This window comes from Acidisoma sp. L85 (assembly GCF_009765865.1).
Lineage (GTDB): Bacteria > Pseudomonadota > Alphaproteobacteria > Acetobacterales > Acetobacteraceae > Acidisoma.
In genome coordinates this window covers 71,794-72,822 of the sequence record NZ_LMUQ01000047.1, presented here as the reverse complement: position 1 = coordinate 72,822, position 1,029 = coordinate 71,794, and the positions used below count along the sequence as shown (strand labels likewise).

Annotated in this window: 1 protein-coding gene and 1 pseudogene; both read right to left on the bottom strand. The window is 60.2% G+C overall.

What is annotated here, in order from left to right; all coding sequences use genetic code 11:
• Positions 1 to 183: pseudogene (locus tag GSQ83_RS29915) on the bottom strand (hypothetical protein); the annotation flags it as partial.
• 119 nt (positions 184 to 302) lie between these two features.
• Positions 303 to 1,029, bottom strand: a 727-nt coding sequence (locus GSQ83_RS30560) for a PHB depolymerase family esterase (protein WP_254065669.1), incomplete at its 5' end; no start/stop codon positions are given.

Below are 1,029 nucleotides of genomic sequence, written 5' to 3'. Positions count from 1 at the left end.
GGCCTTGGGATCAGCGTGAGGTGCCTTTAGCTGATGCTCCCCCTTGGAGGCATCTTCGTCGATGTCGCCGGTGCCCTCCGCATTGAAGGTATGGATCGTGTGGAAGTGGTCATCATGGCGGGTGAGGATACGGGCCTTACCGCCATCTGCGACTACGTACCAGGTCGTGTCATGTGTGCTCATGGGCAACCCTTATCTGAAAGCCGGAATGAGAAGAAAACACTGTTCCGGCATAAGCCAGAACAGTGGCTCTCATTTTTGGAGGAACCTCGCGGCCCAGGCATCGCGCTGAAGTCCGCGTGCTACGCCGATGCCTGGCGCGGGTGTTCCAGAAAGAAGCGCAGCATCTCCCCTGTCGCGTCGGGCCCGCTTGGCTCGGTGTATGAGCCCGAGAGACTGCCACCAAACCAGGCATGGCCGGCGCCTTTGACGAGCCAGTGCTCAATCATTGTGGTCCCAGTCGCGTCATCATGCAGCGTGCGGCTATAGGCCAGACCGCCTGGAACCTGGCCGCTCTCAACCCGCGCCCGCAGCGCCTCGCCCTGAGCGGACTGAACAACAACCGCGTCAGCATTGACCGGATTTACGGTGGTGTCACGGTCGCCATGGAAGACGATGGCTGGGACAAGTCGCCCGAGGGTTTCGGATTGGGGCGACATCGCTGTCTCATGGGTGAAGCCTTTCCCGCCACGCTGCATCGCGGCGAATGCCGAGGGCATGTCCCGTGCTGCTCCGCAGGGCAGCCCGGAATGCACGCCTATCGCGGCGTAGAGATCCGGGTATGCGTTTCCCATAACCGCGGCTGCTGCTCCGCCCGCCGAAAGCCCGGCGACATAAACACGTCGTTCATCGACTTCAAAGTCGCGCATTACTTCGCGAGTGATCCCGGCAATAAGTGAGGGCTCACCCCGATCACGCCGTTGGTCGCCTTCATTGAACCAGTTCCAACACTTCTGCATATTTGCAGAGCTTGTCTGCCCAGGATAGGCGATGAGGATGGTATGTTTCTCCGCAGCAGCGTTCATTTGT